General features: G+C 71.9%; 18 protein-coding genes. 15 read left to right on the top strand and 3 right to left on the bottom strand.

Annotated elements, in window-relative coordinates; translation table 11 throughout:
• Positions 1-120 precede the first annotated feature (120 nt).
• From uvrC to ACZ8ZB_RS08485, 12 genes are all read left to right on the top strand, one after another.
• Positions 121-2,208, top strand: a complete 2,088-nt coding sequence (gene uvrC / locus ACZ8ZB_RS08540) for an excinuclease ABC subunit UvrC (protein ID WP_470737094.1) — start codon at positions 121-123, stop codon at positions 2,206-2,208.
• Complete coding sequence (gene rapZ, locus ACZ8ZB_RS08535) at positions 2,205-3,197, top strand: RNase adapter RapZ (protein ID WP_470737093.1); 993 nt, start codon at positions 2,205-2,207, stop codon at positions 3,195-3,197. Before uvrC ends, rapZ begins: the two co-directional genes overlap by 4 nt.
• Complete coding sequence (locus ACZ8ZB_RS08530) at positions 3,194-4,261, top strand: gluconeogenesis factor YvcK family protein (protein WP_470737092.1); 1,068 nt, start codon at positions 3,194-3,196, stop codon at positions 4,259-4,261. The genes rapZ and ACZ8ZB_RS08530 overlap by 4 nt, the downstream gene beginning before the upstream one ends.
• Entirely contained in the window at positions 4,252-5,241 is a 990-nt protein-coding gene (whiA, locus tag ACZ8ZB_RS08525) for a DNA-binding protein WhiA (RefSeq protein WP_381219773.1), read from the top strand. Before ACZ8ZB_RS08530 ends, whiA begins: the two co-directional genes overlap by 10 nt.
• 146 nt (positions 5,242-5,387) lie before the next feature.
• The gene (locus ACZ8ZB_RS08520; RefSeq protein WP_470737091.1) at positions 5,388-8,342 is read left to right on the top strand and encodes a M14 family metallopeptidase; all 2,955 of its coding nucleotides are present in this window, start codon (positions 5,388-5,390) and stop codon (positions 8,340-8,342) included.
• A gap of 226 nt (positions 8,343-8,568) precedes the next feature.
• The gene (gap, locus tag ACZ8ZB_RS08515) at positions 8,569-9,576 is read left to right on the top strand and encodes a type I glyceraldehyde-3-phosphate dehydrogenase (protein ID WP_470737090.1); all 1,008 of its coding nucleotides are present in this window, start codon (positions 8,569-8,571) and stop codon (positions 9,574-9,576) included.
• A 147-nt stretch (positions 9,577-9,723) separates the two neighbouring features.
• Complete coding sequence (locus ACZ8ZB_RS08510; protein WP_470737089.1) at positions 9,724-10,935, top strand: phosphoglycerate kinase; 1,212 nt, start codon at positions 9,724-9,726, stop codon at positions 10,933-10,935.
• Positions 10,936-10,940: 5 nt separating this feature from the next.
• Entirely contained in the window at positions 10,941-11,717 is a 777-nt protein-coding gene (gene tpiA / locus ACZ8ZB_RS08505; protein ID WP_470737088.1) for a triose-phosphate isomerase, read from the top strand.
• Positions 11,718-11,881: 164 nt separating this feature from the next.
• Complete coding sequence (gene secG / locus ACZ8ZB_RS08500) at positions 11,882-12,112, top strand: preprotein translocase subunit SecG (protein WP_030224637.1); 231 nt, start codon at positions 11,882-11,884, stop codon at positions 12,110-12,112.
• 220 nt (positions 12,113-12,332) lie between these two features.
• Positions 12,333-12,668 carry an RNA polymerase-binding protein RbpA gene (locus ACZ8ZB_RS08495; protein WP_003957010.1) on the top strand — a complete coding sequence of 112 codons (336 nt, stop codon included), beginning with the start codon at positions 12,333-12,335 and terminating at the stop codon, positions 12,666-12,668.
• A 107-nt stretch (positions 12,669-12,775) separates the two neighbouring features.
• A complete protein-coding gene (gene pgi, locus ACZ8ZB_RS08490) occupies positions 12,776-14,428 on the top strand; it encodes a glucose-6-phosphate isomerase (RefSeq protein ID WP_470737087.1) in 1,653 nt (550 codons plus the stop codon).
• Between the two features lie 89 nt (positions 14,429-14,517).
• A complete protein-coding gene (locus ACZ8ZB_RS08485) occupies positions 14,518-15,471 on the top strand; it encodes a hypothetical protein (RefSeq protein WP_470737086.1) in 954 nt (317 codons plus the stop codon).
• 21 nt (positions 15,472-15,492) lie between these two features.
• Here the strand turns inward: ACZ8ZB_RS08485 and ACZ8ZB_RS08480 are convergent, their stop codons facing one another.
• Genes ACZ8ZB_RS08480 through ACZ8ZB_RS08470 form a run of 3 tightly spaced genes read right to left on the bottom strand, consistent with a single transcriptional unit; the run spans position 15,493 to position 19,079 of the window.
• The gene (locus ACZ8ZB_RS08480) at positions 15,493-17,775 is read right to left on the bottom strand and encodes an ABC transporter permease (RefSeq protein ID WP_470737085.1); all 2,283 of its coding nucleotides are present in this window, start codon (positions 17,773-17,775) and stop codon (positions 15,493-15,495) included.
• A gap of 39 nt (positions 17,776-17,814) precedes the next feature.
• Positions 17,815-18,567, bottom strand: a complete 753-nt coding sequence (locus ACZ8ZB_RS08475) for an ABC transporter ATP-binding protein (protein ID WP_470737084.1) — start codon at positions 18,565-18,567, stop codon at positions 17,815-17,817.
• Positions 18,564-19,079, bottom strand: coding sequence for a PadR family transcriptional regulator (locus ACZ8ZB_RS08470; protein ID WP_470737083.1), 516 nt, complete (start codon positions 19,077-19,079; stop codon positions 18,564-18,566). The genes ACZ8ZB_RS08475 and ACZ8ZB_RS08470 overlap by 4 nt, the downstream gene beginning before the upstream one ends.
• A 129-nt stretch (positions 19,080-19,208) precedes the next feature.
• Here ACZ8ZB_RS08470 and ACZ8ZB_RS08465 point away from each other — a divergent pair, with 129 nt between their 5' ends.
• The 3 genes from ACZ8ZB_RS08465 to ACZ8ZB_RS08455 all read left to right on the top strand — a co-directional run bounded on the left by ACZ8ZB_RS08465 (position 19,209) and on the right by ACZ8ZB_RS08455 (position 23,643).
• Positions 19,209-20,480 (top strand): ABC transporter substrate-binding protein, encoded by a 1,272-nt coding sequence (locus ACZ8ZB_RS08465; RefSeq protein WP_470737082.1) that lies wholly within the window; start codon positions 19,209-19,211, stop codon positions 20,478-20,480.
• A 182-nt stretch (positions 20,481-20,662) separates the two neighbouring features.
• Positions 20,663-22,285, top strand: coding sequence for a glycoside hydrolase family 13 protein (locus ACZ8ZB_RS08460; RefSeq protein WP_470737081.1), 1,623 nt, complete (start codon positions 20,663-20,665; stop codon positions 22,283-22,285).
• A 29-nt stretch (positions 22,286-22,314) separates the two neighbouring features.
• Positions 22,315-23,643 (top strand): ABC transporter substrate-binding protein, encoded by a 1,329-nt coding sequence (locus ACZ8ZB_RS08455; protein WP_470737080.1) that lies wholly within the window; start codon positions 22,315-22,317, stop codon positions 23,641-23,643.
• Positions 23,644-23,646 lie beyond the last annotated feature (3 nt).

Raw genomic sequence — 23,646 nt, 5'->3', positions numbered from 1 at the left:
CCCGGGGGACGGACCCCCCACCTTCCCGCTTCCCGCACGCCGTAACCCACCCGGAGCCGTCCCGGCCCCCGCGTCCACAGGCCCGTCGCGGTGTCGGTCCCCGCCAGTAGGGTGTGAGACATGGCCGACCCCTCCAGCTACCGCCCCAGACCGGGTGAGATCCCCGACTCGCCGGGGGTCTACCGGTTCCGCGACGAACACCGCCGGGTGATCTACGTCGGGAAGGCGAAGAGCCTGCGCCAGCGCCTGGCGAACTACTTCCAGGACCTGGCCGGGCTGCACCCGCGCACCCGCTCCATGGTCACCACGGCCGCGTCCGTGGAGTGGACGGTGGTGTCCACGGAGGTCGAGGCGCTCCAGCTGGAGTACTCCTGGATCAAGGAGTACGACCCCCGGTTCAACGTCAAGTACCGCGACGACAAGAGCTACCCGTACCTCGCGGTGACGATGAACGAGGAGTTCCCGCGCGTGCAGGTGATGCGCGGTCACAAGAAGAAGGGCGTCCGGTACTTCGGCCCGTACACGCACGCCTGGGCGATCCGGGACACCGTGGACCTGCTGCTGCGGGTCTTCCCGGTGCGCACCTGCTCGGCCGGGGTCTTCAGGAACGCCGCCCGCACCGGCCGCCCCTGTCTGCTCGGCTACATCGACAAGTGCTCGGCGCCGTGCGTGGGGCGCATCTCCGCCGAGGACCACCGCGGACTGGCCGAGGAGTTCTCCGACTTCATGACCGGCCGCACGGGCGCCTACCTGCGCCGTCTGGAGCGGCGGATGACGGAGGCGGCCGAGGAGATGGAGTACGAGCGGGCCGCCCGCCTGCGCGACGACATCGCGGCCCTGAAGAAGGCCATGGAGAAGAGCGCGGTCGTGCTCGCCGACGCGACCGACGCCGATCTGATCGCGGTCGCCGAGGACGAGCTGGAGGCGGCCGTCCAGATCTTCCACGTGCGCGGCGGACGCGTGCGCGGCCAGCGCGGCTGGGTCACCGACAAGGTCGAGGAGATCACCACCGGCGCCCTCGTCGAGCACGCGCTGCAGCAGCTCTACGGCGAGGAGACCGGCGACGCGGTCCCCCGGGAAGTCCTGGTCCCCGCCCTGCCCGACCCGGTGGAGCCGGTCCAGCAGTGGCTGACCGAGCGGCGCGGCTCCGGCGTCTCCCTGCGGATCCCGCAGCGCGGGGACAAGAGGGCCCTGATGGAGACGGTGGAGCGCAACGCCCAGCAGGCGCTCGTGCTGCACAAGACCAAGCGCGCCTCCGACCTGACCACGCGCTCGCGCGCGCTGGAGGAGATCACCGACGCCCTGGAGCTGGACAGCGCCCCGCTGAGGATCGAGTGCTACGACATCTCGCACCTCCAGGGCGACGACGTGGTGGCCTCCATGGTCGTCTTCGAGGACGGGCTGGCCCGCAAGAGCGAGTACCGCCGCTTCCAGATCAAAGGCTTCGCGGGCCAGGACGACGTCCGCTCCATGCACGAGGTGATCACCCGCCGCTTCCGGCGCTACCTCGCGGAGAAGGAGCGGACGGGGGAGTGGACCGACGGCGGGGAGCCCGGCGCGCAGGACTCCTCCGCGGGCCTCGCCGAGCCGCCCGCGAGCACCCTCACGGAGGACGACGGCCGCCCCAGGCGCTTCGCCTATCCGCCGCAGCTCGTCGTCGTCGACGGCGGCGCGCCACAGGTCGCGGCGGCCCAGCGGGCGCTGGACGAGCTGGGCATCGACGACATCGCGGTGTGCGGCCTCGCCAAGCGGCTGGAGGAGGTCTGGCTGCCGGGCGAGACCGACCCGGTGGTGCTGCCGCGCACCAGCGAGGGCCTCTACCTGCTCCAGCGGGTCCGCGACGAGGCCCACCGGTTCGCGATCACCTACCAGCGCACCAAGCGCGCCAAACGCTTCCGGGCCGGCCCGCTGGACGAGGTGCCCGGCCTCGGCGAGACCCGCAAGCAGGCACTGATCAAGCACTTCGGTTCGGTGAAGAGGCTGCGATCGGCGACAATCGACCAGATCTGCGAGGTTCCGGGCATAGGCCGCAAGACGGCCGAGACGATCGTCGCGGCCCTCGACCGGGCGGCGCCCGCCGCCCCCGCCGTGAACACGGCGACGGGCGAGATCATGGATGACACGGAGGAACCCGGGCAGACGACGGGTTCTCCCGGGGAACCCGTCCCCACGGGCGCCCCGGACGGACGACGGGGGCAGGATCGATGACCGAGCACGAGACGGGACCCGCGCCGGAGCGGAACCGGACCCAGCAGGAGACAGGCGGGACCGCCGCCCGCCAGGACGACGGAGCACAGGTGAGTACGGGCAAGGAAAAGGCCGGGGTGCCGGAGGCGGCCATCCCCGAGCTGGTGATCATCTCCGGCATGTCCGGGGCCGGCCGTTCGACGGCCGCGAAGTGTCTGGAGGACCTCGGCTGGTTCGTCGTGGACAACCTGCCGCCCGCGCTGATCCCCACCATGGTGGAGCTCGGCGCGCGCTCCCAGGGCAACGTGGCGCGGATCGCGGTCGTCGTCGACGTCCGCGGGCGGCGCTTCTTCGACAACCTCCGCGAGTCCCTCGCCGACCTCGACGCGCGGGGCGTCACCCGGCGGACCGTCTTCCTGGAGTCCTCCGACGACGCCCTGGTGCGCCGCTTCGAGTCGGTGCGCCGCCCGCACCCCCTGCAGGGCGACGGCCGGATCGTCGACGGCATCGCCGCCGAGCGGGAGCTGCTGCGCGAACTGCGCGGCGACGCCGACCTGGTGATCGACACCTCCAGCCTCAACGTGCACGAGCTGCGCGCCAAGATGGACGCCCAGTTCGCCGGCGAGGAGGAGCCCGAGCTGCGGGCCACCGTCATGTCCTTCGGCTTCAAGTACGGCCTCCCGGTCGACGCCGACCTGGTCGTGGACATGCGGTTCCTGCCCAACCCGCACTGGGTCCCCGAGCTGCGCCCGTACACCGGCCTCAACGAGGAGGTGGCGTCGTACGTCTTCAACCAGCCCGGCGCCAAGGAGTTCCTCGACCGGTACGCGGAGATGCTGCGGCTGGTCGCCGCGGGCTACCGTCGTGAGGGCAAGCGCTATGTGACCATCGCCGTCGGCTGCACCGGGGGCAAGCACCGGTCGGTCGCCATGTCGGAGAAGCTCGCCGCCCGGCTCGCCGCCGAGGGCGTGGAGACGGTGGTGGTCCACCGGGACATGGGACGGGAATGACAGCACGTACTCCGCGGCTGAGCCGGCTGCGCAGAGCGGTCCCCGAGGGGCGCGCGAGCCGGCCGGCCGAGGCCCGCGGCGCGAGGCCGCGCCGCCGGGGCGCCCAGCCCAAGGTCGTCGCCCTCGGCGGCGGCATGGGCCTGTCCGCCTCGCTCGCCGCACTGCGCCGGATCACCGGCGACCTCACCGCCGTCGTCACCGTGGCGGACGACGGCGGCTCCAGCGGGCGCCTGCGCGACGAGCTGGGCGTGCTGCCGCCCGGCGACCTGCGCAAGGCCCTGGCCGCGCTGTGCGGCGACGACGACTGGGGCCAGACGTGGGCCCGCGTCATCCAGCACCGCTTCCAGTCCCGGGGCGATCTGCACGAGCACGCGGTCGGCAATCTGCTGATCGTCGCCCTGTGGGAGCAGCTCGGCGACCACGTCCAGGCGCTGGACCTGGTGGGCCGGCTGCTCGGCGCGCACGGGCGCGTGCTGCCCATGTCCGCCGTGCCGCTGGAGCTCCAGGCCCTGGTCAAGGGGCACGACCCCGAGCGGCCCGACGAGATCGGCACCGTCCGCGGCCAGGCCACCGTCGCCCTCACCCCGGGCGAGGTGCAGTCCGTGCACCTCGTGCCGAACGACCCGCCCGCCGTCCCCGAGGCGGTCGCGGCGGTCCTCGACGCCGACTGGGTGGTGCTCGGGCCCGGCTCCTGGTTCTCCTCGGTCATCCCGCACCTGCTCGTGCCGGAACTGCTGGACGCCCTCATCGAGACCAAGGCGCGCCGGGTACTCTCCCTTAACCTCGCCCCGCAGCCAGGAGAAACCGAGGGCTTCTCCCCGCAGCGTCATGTGGAGGTTTTGGGACGACACGCCCCTAAACTCGCCTTGGACGTGGTGCTGGCCGACGAGGCCGCCGTGCCCGACCGTGATTCGCTGACCGCCGCCGCCGAGCGGTTCGGCGCCACGGTCGAGCTGGCTCCGGTGGCCAGGCCCGACGGAAGCCCCCGGCACGACCCGGAGCTGTTGGCCGCCGCGTACGACCGTATTTTTCGGATGCATGGAAGGATCGGCCCATGGCGATGACGGCAGCGGTGAAGGACGAGATCTCCCGGCTCCCCGTCACCCGGACCTGCTGCAGGAAGGCGGAGGTCTCCGCCGTTCTGCGGTTCGCCGGCGGCCTCCACCTGGTGAGCGGGCGCATCGTGATCGAGGCGGAGCTGGACACCGCGATGGCGGCCCGCCGTCTCAAGCGGGACATCCTGGAGATCTTCGGCCACAGCTCCGAACTGATCGTGATGGCGCCGGGCGGGCTGCGCCGCGGATCGCGCTACGTCGTCCGGGTGGTCGCGGGCGGCGACCAGCTGGCCCGCCAGACGGGTCTGGTGGACGGCCGCGGCCGTCCGATCCGCGGCCTTCCCCCGCAGGTGGTCTCCGGGGCCACCTGTGACGCCGAGGCGGCCTGGCGCGGCGCCTTCCTGGCCCACGGCTCCCTCACCGAGCCCGGCCGCTCCTCCTCCCTCGAGGTGACCTGCCCCGGCCCCGAGGCAGCGCTCGCCCTGGTCGGCGCCGCCCGCAGGCTGTCGATCGCCGCCAAGGCGCGTGAGGTGCGCGGCGTGGACCGGGTCGTGGTCCGCGACGGCGACGCGATCGGCGCGCTGCTCACCCGGCTCGGCGCGCACGAGTCGGTGCTGGCCTGGGAGGAGCGCCGGATGCGCCGTGAGGTGCGCGCCACGGCGAACCGGCTGGCCAACTTCGACGACGCCAACCTCCGCCGCTCCGCCCGCGCGGCCGTCGCCGCCGGTGCCCGCGTCCAGCGCGCCCTGGAGATCCTCGCCGACGACGTCCCCGAGCACCTCGCCGCGGCCGGCCGGCTGCGCATGGAGCACAAGCAGGCCTCCCTGGAGGAGCTGGGCGCGCTCGCCGATCCGCCGCTCACCAAGGACGCCGTGGCCGGCCGGATCCGCCGGCTGCTGGCGATGGCCGACAAGCGCGCCGCCGACCTGGGCATCCCGGGCACGGAGGCCAACATCGGCGAGGAACTGGACGACAAGCTGATGGTCTGACGCGTGATCAGGAGGCCGGCGTCAGCGCCCACCCGGGTGACCGGCGCCGGTTTTCCCGTGTCGCGACGGCGCCCTTGACTCGATCATGTTGTGTCATGAGCCTGGCATCTGTTCGCCGCTGTGGCGGACCACTCCCAGGGGGGCACATGAGACACAGAGCGAGATCGATCCTCGCTGTCGGCACGCTCCTGATCGGCGGAGCGGGCTTCGCACCCATCGCCCAGGCACAGCCCGCGGACCCCGCGGCCTCGGACACCGACGAGGTCAAGGTCTTCCGCGCCGACGTCACCAAGGAGCAGGTGTCCCTGCTCCTCGCGGCGGGGCAGGACGGCCACGAACTCGGTGAGCGGGTGCCCGACCGGGGCACGGCCACCGTGGAGGTCTACCTCACCGAGGGACAGGCCGAGAAGCTGGAGGAGCAGGGCGTCGACCTCACCGAGCACGCGCTCTCCGCCCGGGCGGAGACCCGCGTCGAGGACGCCGCCGAAGGCGTGTTCCGCCCGTACAGCGGCAAGGGCGGTCTGCGGGAGGAGATCCTGCGCACCGCGCGGGAGAACCCCGACCTCACCAAGGTCGTCTCCATCGGCAAGACGGTCAGGGGCCAGGACATCCTCGCCCTGAAGCTCACCAAGGAGGCCAGGAAGACGAAGGACGGTGCGAAACCGGCCGTCCTCTACCTGTCCAACCAGCACGCGCGCGAGTGGATCACGCCGGAGATGACCCGGCGGCTGATGCACCACTACCTGGACGCGTACCGGACGGACAAGCGGATCAAGAAGATCGTCGACACCACGGAACTGTGGTTCGTCCTCTCCGCCAACCCCGACGGCTACGACCACACCTTCGCCGACGAGGACAACCGCCTCTGGCGCAAGAACCTGCGGGACGTCAACGGCGACGGCGCCATCGGCACCGGCGACGGCGTCGACCTCAACCGCAACTTCCCCTACAAGTGGGGGTACGACGACGAGGGCTCGTCCCCCAACCCCACCAGCCAGACCTACCGCGGCGCCGCCCCGGGCTCCGAGCCCGAGACCAAGGCCATCGACGCCTTCCAGAAGCGCATCGGCTTCACCTACGGCATCAACTACCACTCCGCGGCCGAACTCCTCCTCTACGGGGTCGGCTGGCAGGTGGCCACGCCGACCCCCGACGACGTCCTCTACGAGGCCCTCGCCGGCACGCCCGACAACTCGGCGATCCCCGGTTACCACCCGCAGCTCTCCTCCGAGCTGTACACCACCAACGGCGAGGCCGACGGCCACGCGGCCAACGTCAACGGCATGGCGATGTTCACCCCCGAGATGTCGACCTGCCAGACCGTCTCCGAGGCCGACCCCGACGACGAGTGGAACGCGAGCGACTGCCGCTCGGGCTTCAACTTCCCCGACGACGAGAAGCTGATCCAGGAGGAGTTCGCGAAGAACATCCCGTTCGCGCTCTCCGTCGCCGAGACCGCCTCCCACCCCGACCGGCCGTCCTCGGCCGTCGGCCTGGAGGCCGCGGACTTCACCCCGTCGGCCTTCGGCACGTCGTACGGGCGCGGCGCCGACCAGGAGGTCTCCGTCGTCGTCCGCAAGGCCGTGCGCGACAAGGAGCTGAAGTACCGCGTCAACGGCGGCCGTACGCACGACGTGGACCTCAGGCCCTGGAAGGGCGGCGAGCGGTACGGCGGTGAGGACAACCTCTACTTCGACGAGTACCGGGCGAAGGTGAGGCACGGCGAGCCCGGCGACAAGGTCGAGGTCTGGTTCACCGGCGAGGCCCGCCGCGGCAAGAAGGTCTCCAGCGAGCACTTCACCTACACCGTGGCCGAACGCCCCCGCGCGGACGTCCTGGTCGTCTCCGAGGAGGGCGCGAAGGCCGCGCAGACGCAGAAGTACGTCGACGCGCTGAAGGCCAACGGCCGCCGCGCGGCGGTCTGGGACGTCGCCGAGCGGGGGGCCCCGGACGCGCTCGGCGTGCTGAGCCACTTCGACACGGTCGTGCACCACACCGGCGCCGGCGCCCCGGGCATCGCCACCCAGCTCCAGCTGCGGGCCTTCCTCAACGAGGGCGGCCGGCTGGTCGAGGCGGGCGAACAGGCCGGCGGCAGCGTCGACCTCGGCGGCGGCACCCTGTCCGACGACTTCGGCCAGTACTACCTGGGCGCCTACTCCCGCACCTCCACCTCCGGGGTCACGGCGTTCACCGGTTCCGGAGGCCTGGGCGGCTTCACCGGCCCGCTCGGCGACGCGCCCGGCAACCCGCTGGACGGGGCCGGCACCTACGGCGTCACCTCCGACGAACTGCCCGTCGAGCGGTACCCGCAGTTCGCGAGCGCCGGCGCCGGACAGTTCCCCGGCACGGTCAACCCGTACGGGCCCCACGCCGGCTCCTTCATGGCCGCCGCCGTGCACACCGACGACGGCTACAAGCGCCTCACCCGCACCATCGACCTCACCGGCACCACCGCGGCCGACAAGCCCGCCCTGCGCACCCAGCTGCTGTGGGACACCGAGCCGGGCTACGACCACGTCGTCGTCGAGGCGCACACCACCGGCGCCGACGACTGGACGACCCTGCCCGAGGCGGGCGGCGCGACCCGCACCACCGTGCCGGCCGAGTGCGCGGCCGGGTTCTACATCGGCGAGCACCCCTGGCTGGAGCGCTACCTGACCCTGGGCGACGACGGCTGCGCCGCGACCGGCACCACCGGCGCCTGGCACAGCCTCACCGGGTCCTCCGGCGGCTGGCGGCAGGTGGAGTTCGACCTGAGCGCCTACGCCGGGAAGACGGTCGAGGTCTCCCTCGCCTACGTCACCGATCCGGGCAGCGGCGGCCACGGCGTCCTCGCCGACGAGACCTCGCTCGTGACCGGCGGCACCGCGGCCGACACCGAGGGCTTCGAGAGTTCGCTCGGCGCCTGGACGGTCCCCGGACCGCCCGCGGGCAGCCCGGCCGTCCTGAAGGACTGGACGCGCACCGGAGCGCTGTTCCGGACCTACGGAGCGGTCACCACCGGCGACACCGTGCTGCTGGGCTTCGGCCTGGAGCACCTCACCTCCGCGGCCGACCGGGCCGCGCTGCTGAGGAAGGCGCTGGCCGCCCTGGACGGGTGACGCCCCTCGTCAAGGTGGGCTGACGGCCCGTGACCAGATCGAGTGAAGACGGGCCGTCGGCCCGGGCGGTCCGCACCCTACTGACGGGTACGGGCCGCCTCGCCGGGTATGGGCTACTCGATGTCACGACCGGGGCCCCGGAGAGGTAGGGTCGACAGTGGTCGGGGACATCCCAAATACAGCTCGCCGGCGACTAGAGCCGGCGCACCAACGAGGAGATCGGTTCGTGACGATCCGCGTAGGCATCAACGGGTTTGGCCGCATCGGTCGCAACTACTTCCGCGCTTTGCTGGAGCAGGGCGCCGACATCGAGATCGTGGCCGTCAACGACCTGGGGGACACGGCGACCACTGCGCACCTGCTGAAGTACGACACCATCCTGGGCCGCCTCAAGCAGGAGGTCTCGCACACCGCCGACACGATCACCGTCGACGGCAGGACGATCAAGGTGCTCTCCGAGCGCAACCCCGCCGACATCCCGTGGGGCGAGCTGGGCGTCGACATCGTCATCGAGTCGACCGGCATCTTCACCAAGAAGGAAGACGCCGAGAAGCACATCGCCGGCGGCGCCAAGAAGGTCATCATCTCCGCCCCGGCGAAGAACGAGGACATCACCCTCGTCATGGGCGTCAACCACGATCAGTACGACGCGGCCAACCACCACGTCATCTCCAACGCCTCCTGCACCACCAACTGCGTGGCGCCGATGGCGAAGGTCCTCGACGAGAACTTCGGCATCGTCAAGGGTCTGATGACCACGGTGCACGCGTACACGAACGACCAGCGCATCCTGGACTTCCCGCACAAGGACCTGCGCCGCGCGCGTGCCGCCGCCGAGAACATCATCCCGACCACCACCGGTGCCGCCAAGGCCACCGCCCTGGTGCTCCCGCAGCTCAAGGGCAAGCTGGACGGCATGGCCATGCGCGTCCCGGTGCCCACCGGCTCGGTCACCGACCTGGTCGTGGAGCTCTCCCGCGAGGTCACCAAGGAAGAGGTCAACGCCGCCTTCCAGAAGGCCGCCGAGGGCGAGCTCAAGGGTTACCTCGAGTACACCGAGGACGCGATCGTCTCCTCCGACATCGTCAACGCCCCGGCGTCCTGCACCTTCGACTCGTCCCTGACCATGGTCCAGGACGGCAAGAGCGTGAAGGTCATCGGCTGGTACGACAACGAGTGGGGCTACAGCAACCGCCTCGTCGACCTGACGGTCTTCGTGGGCAACCAGCTCTGATCGCGGAGCGGGCAGCCTGATATGAGTGCAGGGCTCGGCCGGTGCGGCAACGCGCCGGCCGAGCCCTGACGCACGTATCGGAACAGCCGCCCTCTTTCGATCACGAGCGATCACGAGCGAACACGTTGCTCTAGCCAGGGAGTCCCCATGAAGACGATCGACGAACTCCTCTCCGAAGGCGTCGCGGGCAAGCGGGTCTTCGTCCGCGCCGACCTCAACGTGCCGCTGGACGGCACCACCATCACCGACGACGGCCGCATCCGCGCCGTGCTGCCCACCGTCAAGGCCCTCGCCGAGGCGGGCGCCCGCGTGGTCGTCGCCTCCCACCTGGGCCGCCCCAAGGGAGCTCCGGACCCCGCCTTCTCGCTCGCCCCGGCCGCCACGCGCCTCGGTGAACTCCTCGGTGCCGACGTCGCGTTCGCGACCGACACCGTCGGCGAGTCCGCCGGCGCCACCGTCGCCGGCCTGGCCGACGGACATGTCGCGGTCATCGAGAACCTGCGCTTCAACGCTGGCGAGACCAGCAAGGACGACGCCGAGCGCGGCGAGTTCGCCGACCGGCTCGCCGCCCTCGCCGACGTGTACGTGGGCGACGGCTTCGGCGCGGTGCACCGCAAGCACGCCTCGGTCTACGACCTCCCGGCGCGGCTGCCGCACTACGCCGGTCACCTCATCGCCACCGAGGTCGGCGTCCTGAGGAAGCTCACCGACGAGGTCCAGCGGCCCTACGTCGTCGCCCTCGGCGGCGCCAAGGTCTCCGACAAGCTCGCCGTCATCGACGAGCTGCTCGGCAAGGCCGACCGCATCCTCATCGGCGGCGGCATGGCGTACACCTTCCTCAAGGCCCAGGGCCACGAGGTCGGCACGTCCCTCCTGCAGGAGGACCAGATCCCGGCCGTCCGGGAGTACCTGGAGCGCGCCGAGAAGAACGGCGTCGAGCTGGTGGTGCCCGTCGACACGCTGGTCGCCGCGGAGTTCCCCGACATGAAGACCAAGGCGCCGGCCAACCCCGCCAACGTCGCCGCGGACGCCGTCCCGGCCGGCCACATGGGTCTGGACATCGGGCCTCAGACCCGCAAGCTGTACGCCTCGAAGCTCGCCGACGCCGCCACCGTCTTCTGGAACGGCCCCATGGGCGTCTTCGAGCACCCCGATTACGCCGAGGGCACCAAGGCGGTCGCCCAGGCCCTCATCGACTCCCCGGGCTTCACCGTGGTCGGCGGCGGCGACTCCGCCGCGGCCGTCCGCATCCTGGGCTTCGACGAGCAGGCATTCGGCCACATCTCGACCGGCGGCGGCGCCTCCCTCGAATACCTCGAGGGCAAGACGCTCCCCGGCCTCGCCGCACTGGAGGACTGACCTCAATGACCACCCGCACGCCGCTGATGGCGGGCAACTGGAAGATGAACCTCAACCACCTCGAGGCCATCGCCCACGTCCAGAAGCTCGCCTTCGCCCTCGCCGACAAGGACTACGAGGCCGTCGACGTCGCCGTCCTGCCGCCCTTCACCGACCTGCGCTCCGTGCAGACCCTGGTCGACGGCGACAAGCTGAAGATCACGTACGGCGCCCAGGACATCTCCGCGCACGACGGCGGCGCCTACACCGGCGAGATCTCCGGTCCGATGCTGGCCAAGCTGAAGTGCACCTACGTCGCCGTCGGGCACTCGGAGCGGCGCCAGTACCACGCCGAGACCGACGAGATCGTGAACGCCAAGGTGAAGGCCGCCTACAAGCACGGCATCACCCCCATCCTCTGCGTCGGCGAGGAGCTGGAGGTCCGCGAGGCGGGCAACCACGTCGCCCACACCCTCGCCCAGGTCGAGGGCGGTCTGAAGGACCTCCCGGCCGAGCACGCCGAGACGGTCGTGATCGCCTACGAGCCGGTGTGGGCCATCGGCACCGGCAAGGTCTGCGGCGCCGAGGACGCGCAGGAGGTCTGCGCGGCCATCCGCGGCAAGCTCGCCGAGCTGTACGGCCAGGAGCTCGCCGACAAGGTCCGCATCCAGTACGGCGGCTCGGTCAAGTCCGGCAACGTCGCCGAGATCATGGCGCAGGCCGACATCGACGGTGCCCTGGTCGGCGGAGCCTCGCTGGACGCCGACGAGTTCGTCAAGATCGTTCGCTTCCGCGACCAGTGAGCCGCACGGCCGGCGGCCCGGCACCGGCCGGGAGCGCCCCGGAGGCGAACCGACGGGCCGGGAGTAGGCCGTAGCGGCGATCCGTCGTACTCTTGCGGGGTCCAGCAGTGTGCTGGGCCCCGCGTCGTCCATCCGCATCCGAGGAAGTTGGTCCAGCCGTGGTTCTGGGGTTCTCCATCGCCCTGATCGTCTTCAGCCTGCTGCTGATGCTGCTGGTGCTGATGCACAAGGGGAAGGGCGGCGGCCTCTCCGACATGTTCGGTGGTGGCATGCAGTCCTCCGTCGGCGGCTCCTCGGTCGCCGAGCGCAACCTCGACCGGATCACCCTTGTGGTCGGTCTGCTCTGGTTCGCGTGCATCGTCGTGCTCGGCATCACCATGAAGATGAACAACTGATCCGAGGGCGCGCCACGCACCCATTTCCCAAGCATTCCGCACGTAAGGCCCCATGTTCGGTACGCGCAGCTGAGCGCGGCCTATCATGGGGCCTGCGTCTGGTTACGGGGGCGGTAACTCCCCACACTGGACGTGCGTTGGGCCTTACGTAGACTGAGGCGCTCGCAGCGAAGCGGAACGCCGACTCGCTTTGCGGCACATCACGCAGGGAGTTACGACCGTGGCAAGTGGCAACGCGATCCGGGGAAGCCGGGTCGGGGCGGGCCCGATGGGTGAGGCCGAGCGCGGCGAGTCCGCGCCCCGGTTGCGCATCTCCTTCTGGTGCTCCAACGGGCACGAGACACAGCCGAGCTTCGCGAGCGACGCGCAGGTGCCCGATACCTGGGACTGCCCCCGCTGCGGATTCCCGGCCGGGCAGGACCGCGACAACCCGCCGGACCCGCCGCGCACCGAGCCCTACAAGACGCACCTCGCCTATGTGCGGGAGCGGCGCAGCGACGCGGACGGCGAGGCGATCCTCGCCGAGGCGCTCGCCAAACTGCGGGGCGAGATCTAGACCGGTTCGCTTCGGATTCCCTCAGTCTTCTTCTTCCGTCCTGTTCACCGCTGATCAATTAGGTTGGGAGCAGCGGGGCCACCCAAGGAAGAAGGCTGAAGTCCGAGATGAACGCAGACGGTCGTACCAGGCTCAATCAGACGCCCGAGTGGACCGCACTGGCCAAGCACCGCGAGGAGCTCGGCGAGGTGCGGTTGCGCGAGCTGTTCGCCGCCGACCCCGGCCGCGGCACCGGGTACACCCTCCGGGTCGGTGACCTGTACGTCGACTACTCCAAGCACCTGATCACCGACGAGACGCTGCGGCTGCTGCGGGAGTTGGCCGCCGCCACCGACGTGTCCGGGCTGCGCGACGCCATGTTCCGCGGGGAGCGGATCAACACCACCGAGGACCGGGCCGTGCTGCACACCGCGCTCCGGGCGCCGCGGGACGCGGTGGTCGAGGTCGACGGGGAGAACGTCGTCCCGGCCGTGCACGCCGTCCTCGACAGGATGGCCGACTTCGCCGGCCGGATCCGCTCCGGCGAGTGGACCGGCCACACCGGCAAGCGCATCCGCAACGTCGTCAACATCGGCATCGGCGGCTCCGACCTCGGCCCCGCCATGGCGTACGAGGCGCTGCGCGCCTTCACCGACCGCGGCCTCACCGTCCGGTTCGTGTCGAACGTGGACGGCGCCGACCTGCACGAGGCCACCCGGGACCTGGACCCGGCCGAGACGCTGTTCATCGTCGCGTCCAAGACCTTCACCACCGTCGAGACGGTCACCAACGCCACCTCGGCGCGCACCTGGCTGCTCGACGCCCTCGGTGACGAGAAGGCGGTCGCCAAGCACTTCGTCGCCCTGTCGACCAACGCCGGGAAGGTCGCCGAGTTCGGCATCGACACGGCGAACATGTTCGAGTTCTGGGACTGGGTCGGCGGCCGCTACTCCTACGACTCCGCGATCGGCCTGTCACTGATGATCGCCATCGGCCCGGACCGCTTCCGGGAGATGCTCGACGGGTTCCGGATCGTCGACGAGCACTTCCGCACCGCCCCCGCCGAGTCCAACGTGCCGCTGCTGCTGGGCCTGCTGGGAGTCTGGTACGGCAACTTCCACGACGCGCAGTCGCACGCGGTACTGCCGTACTCGCACTACCTGTCGAAGTTCACCGCCTACCTCCAGCAGCTGGACATGGAGTCCAACGGCAAGTACGTCGGCCGGGACGGGCGCGAGGTCGAGTGGCAGACGGGACCCGTGGTGTGGGGCACGCCGGGCACCAACGGGCAGCACGCCTACTACCAGTTGATCCACCAGGGGACGAAGCTCATCCCGGCGGACTTCATCGGCTTCGCCGAGCCCGTCGCCGAGCTGCGCGACGAACTCAAGGACCAGCACGACCTGTTGATGGCCAACTTCTTCGCCCAGACCCAGGCCCTCGCCTTCGGCAAGACCCCGGACGAGGTGCGCGGCGAAGGGGTGCCGGAGGAACTGGTCCCGCACAGGACGTTCAAGGGCGACCACCCCACGACCACCATCCTCGCGCGCGAGCTCACGCCGTCCGTGCTCGGTCAGCTCGTCGCGCTCTACGAGCACAAGGTGTTCGTGCAGGGTGCGATCTGGAACATCGACTCCTTCGACCAGTGGGGCGTCGAACTCGGCAAGGTCCTCGCCAAGCGCGTCGAACCCGCCCTCACCGAAGGGGCCGACGTGCCGGGCCTGGACGCCTCCACCCGGGCCCTCGTCGCCACCTACCGGGAGCTGCGCGGCCGGCGGTGAGCACGGTGCGGGAAGCGGACGGCCCGGCGCCGTCCGCTTCCCGTAGAATCCCCCGCGATCACCAAGGCGAGATCGCGGGGGAGCACGAGGTGGCACGTACGTCCGGAGGCTGGACCGGGGGCACGCTGAGGGCGCGGACCTTCCTGAAACCCCATCACGTCGCGAGGGCGGTGTTCCATCCCGCGTGGATCCCGCAGCCGCTCGACCCGGCCGTCGAGCGGCTCAAGCGCTTCCGGGTCATCGCCGGAGCGGTCGCCTCCGTCGGCGTCTACACCGTCCTGGAGGGTGGCTTCGACGTCACGGAGCTGCTGGAGAACGCGCTGACCGCCTCGGCGGTGCTGCTGTTCCTCACCCCGCTGACGGTCGGCGTGATGCTCTTCGTCTGGCGGCGCACCGGCACCGTGCGGCAGTTGCGGGGGCAGCTCCTCAACTGCCTGAAGCTGCTGCTGCTGTTCATCGGCTCGGTCGTCGCCATGGTCACGCTGCTCCAGTTCTCGACCTCCCTGGGCGGGCTGATGTTCCTGCTCCTGGCGCTCGTGGCGCTGTGGTTGTTCGTCTTCGTGGTCGTCGGGGCGATCCGGGTCTCCGGCAACTTCTTCGGCACGGCCGTCGTGCATCGCTCGCTGCCGGCCCTGCTCGCCACGGTGACGACCTGGCTGATGGCCGTTCCCGACCTCGTCACCGGCGATCTGCACGGACTCAGCCTCACCATGGGCATCGTTTTCATCCTGGGCGCGCCCGTCACGGTCACGGCGATCGCGCTGCTGGAGACGGGCCGGCTGAAGCGGCGCTACGGCATCCGGCTGAGCGCCCACCCGGCGAGCCTCCCGCCGGCACCGGGCCCCGTCCCGCCGGTCCCGCCGACCGCGCCACCGACGGGACTGCCCTACGTGCCGCCGCAGGGCAACCCGTACGCTCCGCACCCGCAGCCCCCGTACGCCCCGGGCGCGGGCGGCAGTCCCTACGCGCCCGGCACGGGCGGGAACCCGTACGCCGGGCATCCGCAGCCGCCCCACCACCCGCACGGCTCCTACGGCGGCTGACGGGCCCCCGGCGCAGGGCGCTCAGGCCACCGCGCTCAGTGTGTCGGCGAGACGGCGGCGGGCCGCTCGCGCCGCCGGCAGGGCGGCGAGGGCCGCGGCCCCCAGCACCGCCGCCGCGCCGAGCAGGACGAGCAGTGCGGGGGAGGGAAGCTGGGCGATCCCGGCGCCGATGCCGCTCGATCTCCCCTGGGCGTCGATCAGCCAGTGCGCCAACGGCAGTCCCAGGGCCGTGGCGAGGAGCACGGCCGCCAGGGCCGTACCGGCGGTGGCGGTGACCGTGACGGCGGTGATCTGCCGGGGGGACAGGCCGATGGCCTTGAGCGCCAGCAGATCGCGTTCGCCCTCGCGGACCGTGCCGCCGATCGTCGTCAACAGCTCGATCAGCCCGATCAGCGCGAGGACCACGATCAGCCCGAGGACCACCGCGCGCAGCGGGGACAGCCCGTCGGCCGGGTTGGTCACGGCGTGCACGTCCAGGTGGCCGCGGCCCGCCGCCGTCAGCCGCTCGGCCACCGCGGCCGGGTCCGCGCCGGGGTCCAGACGGAGGTGGTAGAGGGCCGGCCGCAGGCCCGGGTCGTTGGCGCGGAGGGCGTCCAGCGAGGTGGAGATGGTCCGGCCGGCGTTCTCCGGCTCGATGCTGCGGCCGACGATGTGCAGGATCTGCGGCCGGTCGCCGACGGTCATCCGCACCCAGTCGCCCACCCGGACGTGCAGCAGGTCGAGCAGCCCCTGCCCGGCCACCGCCTCGTCCGGCCCGCGCGCGGCACGCCCCTCGGCCAGCGTGAACGGGTACGGCTCGGCACGGGTGCCGAGGCCGCGCAGGGCGATGGTGGCGGTCTGGCCGGGGACCAGCGCGGCCACCTCCACCCCCGGGTAGGCGGCGGCGACCTGGGGGTCGCGCTCCAGCAGCGCGCGGGTCTCCCGGTCGCCCAGCGCGGCGTCCGCGCGGACGCTGAGCGCCGTGGGCAGCCCCACCCGCTCCGGGCTGCTGTGGAAGCGGTCGATGGTGGTCCACGCGCTCAGCGCCACCACGATCAGCAGCAGCGGCAGCGCCAGTCTGCCCATCGCGCCCAGCGAACGCGGGCGGCGCCGGTACGCCTTGTGCCAGCCCAGGACCAGTGCCGGCGGCACCCGCGCGCCCAGCGCCCGCCGCGCCACGCCGGTCAGCCGCCCGGCCGGGGGCGACACCGGGCGCGGCACCGGCACCGGCGGCACCCATCCCGCCCGCCAGGCGGCCAGCCCGGTGGTCGCGCCGATGAACAGCACCGCCCCGACCGGTACGGCGAACAGCGCGGCGGGGTGTCCGGGCAGCCCCTGCCACACGCCGACCGCGTCCCCGAGCCGGCCCGGCACCGCGCTGCCCAGCGCCTCGGTGAGCACCGCCGCGGCCACGGCGCCGAGCAGGGCGTAGAGGAGGTGCTGGATCAGGAAGACGCGGACGACCTGGCCGGGCGTGAAGCCGATCGCCTTGAGGACCGAGATGTCCCGCAGGTGGCCCCGGATGCGGGTGGCGATCGCCCCGTGCACGGCGAACCCGGCGGCGACCAGCGCGCCCAGACCGAACAGGCCGAGCACCTGCCCGAGCAGCCGGTTGTCGCCCTGCGCCTCGGCGCGCGCCTGCTGCCAGGTGGCCACCTCGCCGATCGCGCCGGCGCCCAGCTCGGTCACCGCCCGCTGCACGGCGTACCCGGTGTCGCCCGGGTCGGTCAGCCGCAGCCCGACCACCTGGCCGCCCGGGTCCGCCACCGCCGACGGCAGGGCCCACACCAGGCCGGACCGCTCACCCGGCCGGTAGCGGGGCTCGGCGCTGTCGGCGATGCCCACCACGGTCAGCCGCCGCGCGGTACCGGGCACGGTGAGCGTGTCACCGGGAGCGGTCAGCAGCGCACGCGCGAGCCGGCTCTCCAGGACCACGCCGTCGGGGGCCGCCGGGTCCAGCCAGTGCCCCGAGATGATCAGCGGGCGGCCCACCTCGGGCTTCCCGGAGGTGCCGCGCAGCTCCACGGAGGCCCGGCCCCCCTGCGAGGCGAGGGTGACCGAAGCCGTCGGGAAGGGGCCGGAGACGGACTCCACGCCGTCCAGCCCGGCCAGCTTCCCGGCGTCGGCGGAGGCCGTGGTGTGCAGCGTGACGTGCGCGCCGCGCGCCTGGGTGAAGACGCGCTGCCAGGGGTTGGTGGCGTACCCGAACAGGGCCGTCGCCAGCAGCAGGGACGCGACGATGCCCGCGGTGGCGAGCACCAGGAACAGCGCCTCGCCGCGGTGCGTGCGCAGATCGGAGTGCGCCCAGCGCAGAGTGGCTCGCACCGGCCTCAGCTCCTCGCGGAGCGGTCGTGGACGCGCATGTCAGTCCTTGAGTTCCAGCACACCGGACGCCCCGGCCCGGCGCGGCGGGGGGCCGCCGTCGAGCGCGGCGTCGTCGGCGATCCGGCCGTCGAAGAAACTGATCACCCGGTCCGCCGCGCTCGCCAGCCTCGCGTCGTGCGTGACCAGCAGGATCGTCTGCCCGCGTGCGTGGAAGCGGGACAGCAGCCGCATCACCTCGCGGGTGCCCTTGCTGTCCAGGCTGCCCGCGGGCTCGTCGGCCAGCAGCAGCGGCGGGTGGTTGACCAGCGCCCGGGCGAGGGCGACCCGCTGCTGCTCACCGCCGGACAGCTCGCCCGGCATGCTGCGTTCCTTGCCCTCGAGCCCCAGCTCGGCCAGCAGTTCCTCCCGCCCGGCCCGCGCCTTCTTCGGCGGGACCCCGGCGAGCAGGGCGGGCAGCTCCACGTTGTCGGCGACCGACAGGTCGGAGACCAGGTTGAAGAACTGGAAGACGATCCCGATCCGCTTCCTGCGCTCCACCGCCCAGCGGGCCTCGCCGTAGCCGTCCGTGCACGCGCCGTCCAGCCAGATGCTGCCCGCGTCCGGCCGCTGGAGCCCGCCGAGCAGATGCAGCAGCGTCGACTTGCCCGCACCGGACGGTCCGGTGATCGCCACGAACTCGCCGCGCGCCACCCGCAGGTCGACCCCGCGCACGGCGTGCGCCGGGGCGCCCTCGCCGTGGTGCGTCTTGACCAGGCCCTCGGCGCGCAGCACGGGAGCGTCGCTCTCGCTCACGGAAGCTCCTCCAGCTCCTCCTGGCACCGCTCCAGCCAGTCGAGGTCGGCCTGCAGGTGCAGCATGGCGCCCTCGATCAGCAGGTGGGAGATGCGGTTGTCCCGGTCCTCGGCGGCGGCCAGCTTCGACAACTGCCGCATGGTGTTCAGGTACTGGCGCCGCTGTCGGTTGATCAGCGCGATCTGGTCGGCGAGACCGGTCTGCGGGGCCAGGGCCAGTTTCATGAAGAACTCGTCCCGCACCCGCGGCTCGTCCGCCGTCTCCTCGTACCAGGCGCGCAGCGCCTCCCGCCCGGCGTCGGTGAGGTGGTAGACCTTCTTGTTGGGCCGGCTCGACTGCTCGACGTCCTCGCCCTCGATCAGTCCCGATTTCTCGAGGCGGCCGAGGGTGACGTAGACCTGGCCGACGTTCGGCTGAGGGTACGCGGAGCCCAGCAGTTGCTCAAGGTCCTGCTTGAGCTCGTAGCCGTGGGCCGGGCCACGGGCGAGCAGCGCCAGGAGGGGCAGCCGCACTCGCGCTCTCCTCCTCGCGTCCTGGGGGCAATGTGCCGCAGGCCCTAGTATCGCGCATACCTAACGGGTATACATGGCCTCTGACCCCCGGACGATGATGCCCGGGCGCCGGTGTACAAGGAGGAACCTATGCGGTGGATCCATGCCGCGGGTAGGGGCCTCCTCGTCCTGATCGTCGTCCTGACCGGTCACGTCGCCTCCGGTGCGCGGGCCGGGGAGGCCGGCGGGGAGGGGCGCGGGCCGCTCACCCTGGCCACCGCCGGTGACCTCACCGGCTATCTCGGCTCGGTGCTGGAGGGCTGGAACCGCACCCACCCCGGCGAGGAGGTCACCCTCGTCGAACTGCCCGACTCCGCCGACGAGACCCGCGCGCAGATGATCACCGACCTGCGCGGCGCCGGGCGCGGCCGGTTCGACGTGCTCAACATCGACGTCAGCTGGACCTCGGAGTTCGCCGCCGCCGGCTGGATCCGCCCGCTGCCCCGCGACCGCTTCCCGCTCGGCACGTTCCTGCCCCGGGTCGTGGACACGGCGACGTACGACGGACGCCTGTACGCCGTTCCGTACGTCACCAACGCCGGGCTGCTCCTCTACCGCGAGGACGTCCTCGAGGCCGAAGGCGTCCCGCCGCCGCGCACCTGGGCCGAGCTGGAACGGGCCGCGAGGACCCTCGCCCCGGAGCACGGTCTCGACGGCTACGCCGGCCAGTTCCTGCCGTACGAGGGCCTCACCGTCAACGCGGCCGAGGCCGTCTACTCGGCGGGCGGCGCGATCCTCGGCGACGAGGGCGAACGCGTCACCGTCGACTCACGGGCGGCCAGGGACGGCATCGGCTTCCTCGCGCGCGGAGTCCGCGAGGGCTGGATACCCGGCGAGGCGCTGGCGTACAAGGAGGAGGAGTCCAAGCAGGCCTTCCAGGACGGCCGGCTGCTCTTCCTGCGCAACTGGCCCTACGCCTACGTCGCCGCCTCCGCCCCCGGCTCGAAGGTCGCCGGCAAGGTCGGCGCCGTACCGCTGCCGGGACCGGACGGACCGGGCACGAGCGTCCTCGGCGGCTCCAACCTGGCCGTCGCCGGCCACGCCCGGCACCCCGACTCCGCCGCGCGCCTCATCGCGTACCTCACCAGCGAGCGCGTGCAGCGCCAGGTCCTCACGCGCGGCGCGCTGCCACCGGTACGGGCCGACCTGTACGACGATCCGGAACTGGTCCGGCGGTTCCCGTACCTGCCGACCCTGCGCGCGAGCGTGCTCACCGCCGCCCCGCGCCCCAAGAGCCCGCACTACGACCAGGTGAGCCTGGTGGTGCAGGCGGTGGTGCACGACGCGATGACCGGGCGGCAGACGCCCGGGGCCGCGGTGCGCCGGCTGGCGGACGAACTCGCCGCCGTCTCCTCACGATGACGACCCTCTCCTGGTTACCTGTTAAGTAACGCAGACGTCTCAAGTGTGCCCGCTGTGCACCGTTAAGCCGCCTTATGGGATGGCCAAACCCGCAGTAGCTTGCGCACGTTCATTGACACCCTCGCGACACCGCTACCTAACATGCATGCATAACAAGCGCTTCTCACAGACAGGTCAACGGGGTGAACAGGCACCACTGGTGGCGTGACGCGGTGATCTACCAGGTCTACGTCCGCAGCTTTCTGGACAGCACCGGCGACGGCATCGGCGATCTCGCCGGGGTCAGGGCCGGGCTGCCGTACCTGAAGAAGCTCGGTGTGGACGGGATCTGGCTGAGCCCCTTCTACCCCTCGCCGCAGCACGACCACGGCTACGACGTGGCCGACTACACCGACGTCGACCCGGTCTTCGGCGACCTCGCCGAGTTCGACCTGCTGGTCGACGCCGCCCGGCGGCTCGGCGTCAGGGTGCTGCTGGACATCGTCCCCAACCACTGCTCCAGCGAGCACCCCTGGTTCCGGGCCGCCCTCGGCGCGGCCCCCGGCAGCCCCGAGCGCGCCCGCTTCCACTTCGCCGACGGCCGCGGCCCGGGCGGCGCCGAGCCGCCCAACAACTGGCACGCCATGTTCGGCGGCCCCGCCTGGACCCGGGTCACCGAACCCGACGGCCGGCCCGGACAGTGGTACCTGCACATGTTCACGCCGGAACAGCCGGACTGGAACTGGCGCGAGCCCGAGGTGGCCGCCGAGTTCGACCGGATACTCCGCTTCTGGCTGGACCGGGGCGTCGACGGCTTCCGCATCGACGTCGCCGCCGGCCTCTTCAAGCACCCCGAACTGCCCGACTCCCCGGACCCCCAGGCCGACGCCCGCACCCGCGACTCGGTCAACCCGCTCGCCTGGAACCAGCCCGAGGTGCACGAGGTGTGGCGGCACTGGCGCGCGGTGTGCGAGGAGTACACCGCCCGCGACGGCCGCGAACGCCTCCTGGTCGGCGAGGTCTCCGTGCCCACCGCCCGCGAACACGCCGAGTACGTGCGCCCGGACGAGCTCCACCAGGCCTTCTTCTTCGACCTGCTCGGCGCGCCCTGGGACGCCGACGCCTTCCGCAAGGTCATCTCCGAGGCCATGCAGGACATCGCCGGCACCGGCTCCACCGTCACCTGGGTCCTCAACAACCACGACCAGGTCCGCACCGTCACCCGCTACGGCGAACCCGCCCCGGAAGGCAGCGGCCTCGGTCCGGCCCGCGCCCGCGCCGCCGCGCTGCTGATGCTGGCGCTGCCCGGCGCCGCGTACATCTACCAGGGCGAGGAACTGGGCCTGCCCGAGGTCGTCGACCTGCCCGACGACGTGCTCACCGACCCGATCTTCCGCCGCACCGGCAGCCGCGCCCGGATCCGGGACGGCTGCCGGGTGCCGCTGCCCTGGTCCGGACAGGCCTCGCCGTTCGGCTTCACCTCCGGCGCCGAGGGCGTGCGGCCCTGGCTGCCGCAGCCCGAGTGGTTCGCCGAGCACGCCACCGACCGGGCGCTGGCCGACACCCGCTCCTTCTGGCACCTCTACCGCGACGGCCTGCAGCTGCGCGCCGCGCTCAGCCAGTTGGGCGAGGGCACGCTCCGCTGGCTGGACACCCAGCCCGGCGTGCTCGCCTTCACCCGCGGCGACGACCTGGTCTGCGCGGTCAACTTCGGCACCGCCCCCGTACCCGCCCCGGTCGCCGGCGCCCCGCTGCTCGCCAGCGGCCCCTGCCCGCCCGGGACGCTCCCCGGCTCCACCGCCGCCTGGTGGATCGACGGCTCCTGAAACCCCGTACCGACGAAGGGACATCGACGATGATGCGACGACGTACCACCCTGCTCACCGGATGCACCGCCCTGGTCCTCGCGCTCGGCGCGACCGCCTGCGGCGGCGGCGAACCCGTCGCGGCCGGCGGCGGCGACCGGGCGCTCAGCGGCCAGACCGTCACCGTGGCCGGCGTCTGGTCCGGCAGCGAGCAGAAGAACTTCCAGAAGGTGCTCGACGCCTTCACCGAGAAGACCGGCGCCCGGACCGCCTTCGTCTCCACCGGCGACAACGTCTCCACCGTCGTCGGCAGCAAGATCGAGGGCGGCAACGCCCCCGACGTCGTCATGGTCCCGCAGGTCGGCGTGCTCAAGCAGTTCGCCGGGAAGGGCTGGCTCAAGCCGCTGGACGAGAAGGTGCGGGCCACCGTGGGCGCCAACTTCGCGAAGGTGTGGCGGGACTACGGCAGCGTCGACGGCACCCTCTACGGCCTGTACTTCAAGGCCGCCCACAAGTCGACCGTCTGGTACAGCCCCGAGGCCCTGGAACAGGCCGGCGTCACCCCGCCGAAGACGTACGACGCCATGCTGGAGAACGGCCGGACCGTCTCCGACTCCGGTCTCGCCGCCTTCTCGGTGGCCGGCCAGGACGGCTGGACGCTCACCGACTGGTTCGAGAACGTCTACCTCTCCCAGGCCGGACCCGAGAAGTACGACGCCCTCGCCGCGCACGAGATCAAGTGGACCGACCCGACGGTGGTCGAGGCGCTCACCACCCTCGGCGAGCTCTTCGAGGACGAGCGGCTCGTCGCGGGCGGCCGGAAGCAGGCCCTCAACACCGACTTCCCCGGTTCCGTGGAGAAGGTCTTCGGACCGAAGGCGGAGGCCGCCATGGTCTACGAGGGCGACTTCGTCGCCGGCGTCGCCAAGGACCAGTTCGGCAAGACCATCGGCACCGACGCGGACTTCTTCCCCTTCCCGCCGGTCGGCGACGGCGAGGCGCCCGTGGTCAGCGGCGGCGACGCGGCCGTCGTCCTCGAGGAGGGCAAGAACAGCGAGGCCGGCATGGCGCTCCTGGAGTACCTCGCCACCCCGGAGGCCGCCGCCGTGTGGGCCGAGGCGGGCGGCTTCCTCTCCCCGAACAGGAAGCTCGACCTCTCCTCCTACGGCGACGACGTCACCCGCGCCACCGCGAAGTCCCTGATCGGCGCCGGGGATTCGGTCCGCTTCGACATGTCCGACCAGGCCCCCGCGGCCTTCGGCGGCACCAAGGGCACCGGCGAGTGGAAGATCCTCCAGGACTTCCTGCGCGACCCGTCCGACCCGGCGAAGACCGCCGCCGAGCTCGAGAAGGCCGCGGCCAAGGCGTACGGGAACTGACGG

It is taken from the genome of Streptomyces sp. 12E (assembly GCF_055633275.1).
The sequence above is the reverse complement of the archived record's forward strand: the minus strand, read 5'-3'. Positions and strand labels throughout refer to the sequence as shown.

Bases quoted from the DNA above. Each gene is read 5' to 3' on its own strand.
- uvrC (WP_470737094.1), top strand. From the start codon at position 121: ATGGCCGACCCCTCCAGCTACCGCCCCAGACCGGGTGAGATCCCCGAC.
- rapZ (WP_470737093.1), top strand. From the start codon at position 2,205: ATGACCGAGCACGAGACGGGACCCGCGCCGGAGCGGAACCGGACCCAG.
- ACZ8ZB_RS08530 (WP_470737092.1), top strand. From the start codon at position 3,194: ATGACAGCACGTACTCCGCGGCTGAGCCGGCTGCGCAGAGCGGTCCCC.
- whiA (WP_381219773.1), top strand. From the start codon at position 4,252: ATGGCGATGACGGCAGCGGTGAAGGACGAGATCTCCCGGCTCCCCGTC.
- ACZ8ZB_RS08520 (WP_470737091.1), top strand. From the start codon at position 5,388: ATGAGACACAGAGCGAGATCGATCCTCGCTGTCGGCACGCTCCTGATC.
- ACZ8ZB_RS08510 (WP_470737089.1), top strand. From the start codon at position 9,724: ATGAAGACGATCGACGAACTCCTCTCCGAAGGCGTCGCGGGCAAGCGG.
- tpiA (WP_470737088.1), top strand. From the start codon at position 10,941: ATGACCACCCGCACGCCGCTGATGGCGGGCAACTGGAAGATGAACCTC.
- pgi (WP_470737087.1), top strand. From the start codon at position 12,776: ATGAACGCAGACGGTCGTACCAGGCTCAATCAGACGCCCGAGTGGACC.
- ACZ8ZB_RS08465 (WP_470737082.1), top strand. From the start codon at position 19,209: ATGCGGTGGATCCATGCCGCGGGTAGGGGCCTCCTCGTCCTGATCGTC.
- ACZ8ZB_RS08455 (WP_470737080.1), top strand. From the start codon at position 22,315: ATGATGCGACGACGTACCACCCTGCTCACCGGATGCACCGCCCTGGTC.